Source organism: Caulobacter endophyticus (assembly GCF_003116815.1).
Taxonomy (GTDB): domain Bacteria; phylum Pseudomonadota; class Alphaproteobacteria; order Caulobacterales; family Caulobacteraceae; genus Caulobacter; species Caulobacter endophyticus.
Genome location: NZ_QDKQ01000005.1, coordinates 1 through 3347 on the forward strand (window position 1 = coordinate 1; position 3347 = coordinate 3347).

The window sequence follows — 3347 nt, forward strand, 5'->3', positions numbered from 1 at the left end:
GCGCAGGCGGCCAGCGGCGGCGTCCAGGCGCCCGACGACACCGGGCCGGCATGCGCCCAACGCAGGCCGGCGGCCGCGGCGATCCCGCCGAGCACCGCGCCGACCGGCGCGGCGACGAGGCCCGCCAGCAGGGTCATGGCGCTTCGGGCGCCCGCAGGTCGCGCTTGGTCCCGTTGCCGCCCGGCTTGCGGTCGCCGCCCAGGCTGACCACCCGGTACTGGGTCTCGGGATCGGCCTCGTAGCGGACCGGCTCGCCCCAGGGATCGTTCAGCGCCTTGGCGTTCTTGGCGTAGGGGCCCGACCAGCCCTCGACGTCGGCGGGCTCGGTCAGCAGGGCCTTCAGCCCCTCCGCCTGCGTCGGATAACGACCAACGTCGGCGCGGAACATCTCCACCGCCGAGGAGAGGGTCTCCAGCTGCAGGTTGGCCGACTTGACGCGCGCCCGGCCCAGCTGGCCGATCAGGCTGGGGGTGAGGACGGCCGCGATCAGGCCGATGATGGCGATCACCACCAGCATCTCGGTCAAGGTATAGCCGTCCTGGCCGCCGGTGCGGCGCTCTAGGCCGGATCGATGATTACGCCGCATCCCTGGTCCTTGTCGCTGCGACGCGAAACGCGTCGCCAGATCACCGTCGCCGGCCGCTCGGGCCGTCCGACCATTCGCACTATTCGCTCGTCGCGCCATCCCTCGGCCGTGGTCGCCACCACCCGCCAGACCTCGCCGCGCCGCATGACCCCCGTATTCGAGGTCGGCGGCCCCGCCTGGGGCAGGAACGGCGCCTGCGCCAGTCCCCAGGGCGAAATCAGGCTGGACGCGCAGGCCCGCCAGACCGGCCCCGCGTCCGCCGCCTCCACGTCCTCCGGCGTCGCGGTCCCGGCCGGCAATCGTCCGATCGCGACCGAAGCCGCCACCGCATCGCGCGCGCCCAGCGCGCTCAGCAGCCCCGGATCGGCCTGGCCGGCCGCCTCCAGGCCAAGCTTGGCGCTCTCCGGCTCGGCCAGGATGCCGACCGAACCGGCGCCCGGAACCGACAGGCTCCAGGCCGCGCGGCGCGGATCGATACCCTCGGCCATCCGCCGCGCCGCCAGCAGGTGCGCCCCGTCGAGGGCGTAGCGCGCCTGGGTGCGGGCGTGGTCGGCGCGAGCGCGCTTGAGGTCGGCGACCGCGCGCACCATCAGGCCCGTCGCCACCATCGCCATGGCCAGGCTGACGGCGATCGCCGCGCCGCTGGCGTAGCCCGCGTCGACCGGCTCAGCGCAGCAACCCACGGGCCTGCAGCTCCTTCATGTCGCTCAGCAGATCGCTGGTGACCCGGTCGGCCGTCGACGGATCGCCGACGATGCGGGCGGTCAGCAGCACCACCAGTTCGGTGCGGGCGTCGTCGCGGCTGCGCGAGCGGAACAGCGCACCCAGGCCCTTGACGTCCTTCAGGCCCGGCACGCCGCTGTTGCTGTTGGTGCGCGTGCGGCTGATCAGCCCGCCCAGCGCCACCACCGCGCCGTCCTGGAGCACCAGGGTGCTCTCCAGCTTGCGCTGCTGGATGGTCGGCGAGTCGATGCCGGAGGTGACGGTGCGCGCCACGGCGCTGACCTCCTGCGAGATTTCGACCACCACCTTGTCGTCGCCCGAGATGCGCGGCGTGACCTCCAGGATCACGCCGGTGTCCTTGTAGTTGACCGTGCTGACCAGGGCCGGGTTGTCGGTGGCCGTGCTGGTCGCCGTCTGGGTGACGATCGGCACCTGGTCGCCGATCTGCAGGCGCGCCACATGGTTGTCGAGCGTGATGATATTGGGCGTCGAGACCACGTCGATGGCCGTGCGCGAACCCAACGCATTGACCGCCGCGTCGATGTTGCCGCCCAGGATGGTGACGGAGAAGCCCGGATAGCTCGGCCCGATCGTGCCGCCGGTGTTGTAGATCGAGCGGCCGATGACATCGCCGTTGCTGGAGATCGCCGACCAGTCGACTCCGAACCGGAAGTCGTCGGTAAGGCTGACCTCGACGATCGAGGCCTGGATCTGCACCTGCTTGGGCGGCCGGTCGATTTCCGACAGGGTCTGCTGCAGGCTCATCCAGCGATAGGCTGGGGCGCGGATGATCAGGCTGTTGCTCTCGCGGTCGACGCCGATGCGGACGCCGTCCTCCAGGTTCGTCTGGGCGGCGGCGTCGCCGCCGTCCGAGGTGCTGGCCGAAGGCGTGGACTTGTCCGCGCGGCTCGACGACCCGGCGGCGGTATCGGCCTGAGGCGACCCGGACGAGCGGCCCAGGCCGTCGGACGAGGGCGCGTTCTCGCCGCCGCTCGACAGCACCTGCGACAGGGTGCGGGCCAGCGAGGCGGCCGAGGCGCTGCGCGGGTGATAGACGTAGATCTGGGTCGACAGGTCGCGCGAGGGCGTGTCCAGACGGGCGACCCAGCGGGCCACCTCGTCCAGCGCGTTTTCGGTGCGGGCCGAGACGATCAGGCCGTTCAGTCGCTTCAGCGGCGTCAGGCCCACGCCCTCGACGCCGGCCGAGACGAAGATCTTGTCCAGCTCGCCGGCGACGGCGGCGCTGGTGGCGTTGCGCAGGTCGAACCAGCGGATTCGGGCGCCTTCCAGCATGTTGCGGTCAAGGACCTTGATGGTCTCCAGCGCCGCCTGCAGCTCCGAGCCCGAACCGCCCAGCACCAGCAGGCCCGATTTGTCGTCGGCATAGAGCACCGGCTTGGCGCCGGTCATGGCCTCCAGCGCCTTGCCCACCTCGGTGGGCGCGGCGAACGAAAGCGAGGTGGCCACGATGTCGTAGCCGCCGCCGCGACGGGGCGCGACGGCGCCGGGGCTGCCGGGCTCGCGCAGCGCCGCCGATCCCCGCAGGCGTTCGCGCGGGGCCAGCACCAGGGAATCTCCCTCGCGCAGAAGGGCGATGTCGCTGGCCGCAAGCGCCGCCTCGAAGGCTTCCAGCAGCTGGGCGGGCGTCAGGCGGCGGTCGATGCGGAACGAGACCTTGGCGTTGACGGCCGGATCGACGGTGTAGGTCAGGCCCAGGCCCTGGCCCAGGATCGCCTCGGCCACCTGGGCGACGTCGGCGTCGCGGAAGGCGAAGGTGAACGACTGGGCCGACGCGCGCGGGGCGGCCTGCGCGGTATGCATCGGCGAGACGGCGCCAAGGCCCGCAGCCGCCAGGACAGTGCAGGCGGTCAGTCGGGCGACCAGGGACTTGGACACGCTGTTGCTACTCCTCGCCGTCACGTCGCGGCGCTCACTGGGGACCGCCGCGCGGGGCGCTGGCGGGCGGCGGCGGCATGCGATAGCCGGCCGGCGGGGCGTCGCCGCCGATCGCCGGCGACGGCGTTGGACCGCCCGCGGG

The 3347-nt window shown here is 72.6% G+C and carries 3 protein-coding genes; all 3 read right to left on the minus strand.

What is annotated here, in order from left to right:
- Nucleotides 1-133 precede the first annotated feature (133 nt).
- The 3 genes from gspG to gspD are packed head-to-tail and all read right to left on the minus strand — an operon-like array spanning nucleotide 134 to nucleotide 3205.
- Nucleotides 134-586 (minus strand): type II secretion system major pseudopilin GspG, encoded by a 453-nt coding sequence (gene gspG / locus DDF67_RS00300; RefSeq protein ID WP_109098987.1) that lies wholly within the window; start codon nucleotides 584-586, stop codon nucleotides 134-136.
- Nucleotides 559-1269 carry a hypothetical protein gene (locus DDF67_RS00305; RefSeq protein ID WP_109098988.1) on the minus strand — a complete coding sequence of 237 codons (711 nt, stop codon included), beginning with the start codon at nucleotides 1267-1269 and terminating at the stop codon, nucleotides 559-561. Before DDF67_RS00305 ends, gspG begins: the two co-directional genes overlap by 28 nt.
- A complete protein-coding gene (gene gspD / locus DDF67_RS00310; RefSeq protein WP_109098989.1) occupies nucleotides 1253-3205 on the minus strand; it encodes a type II secretion system secretin GspD in 1953 nt (650 codons plus the stop codon). Before gspD ends, DDF67_RS00305 begins: the two co-directional genes overlap by 17 nt.
- Nucleotides 3206-3347: the final 142 nt, after the last annotated feature.

Excerpts from the sequence above, each read along its gene's own strand:
- gspG (WP_109098987.1), bottom strand. The coding sequence starts at position 586 with ATGCGGCGTAATCATCGATCCGGCCTAGAGCGCCGCACCGGCGGCCAG.